The 380-nt window shown below is 74.2% G+C and carries 1 protein-coding gene; it reads right to left on the bottom strand.

Annotated features, from left to right (window positions below):
* Positions 1-336, bottom strand: a 336-nt coding sequence (locus I6F21_RS38600) for an NAD-dependent epimerase/dehydratase family protein (protein WP_225184500.1), incomplete at its 3' end; no start/stop codon positions are given.
* Positions 337-380 lie beyond the last annotated feature (44 nt).

The following is a 380-nucleotide window of genomic DNA, read 5'->3' as shown; positions in this document are numbered from 1 at the left end:
CAGCAGCAGCATGGTCGCGTCCGGGCCGGCGGATTCACGCATCGCGCTCACCACCGCTTCGGTCAGCGCGACGTTCGCGGCTTCAGCACGGGCGGGGTCGGCTGCCACCCAGGCCGGGTCGGCCAGGGCCGCGCCATGCACGCACACCTGCGCACCGCCAAACAGCTCTCGCAGCGCGGCGGCATCGGCCTGCGGCGCATGCACCACCGACAGCGACGGATGCCTGGCGTGCGTGGCGTGTACCGCGAGCCGGGCAGGATTGCGCACCAGCAGGCGGACTCGCAGTCCGGCGTCCAGCAGCCTCGCCACCGTGGCGGCGCCGACGTATCCGGTCATGCCGGTGGCCGCAACGTCGACGCTGCAGGGCGCCTGCCCGGGGC

The organism is Bradyrhizobium sp. NBAIM03 (assembly GCF_020194055.1).
GTDB classification, from domain to species: domain Bacteria; phylum Pseudomonadota; class Alphaproteobacteria; order Rhizobiales; family Xanthobacteraceae; genus Bradyrhizobium; species Bradyrhizobium yuanmingense.
This window is presented reverse-complemented; position numbering and strand designations above follow the sequence as displayed.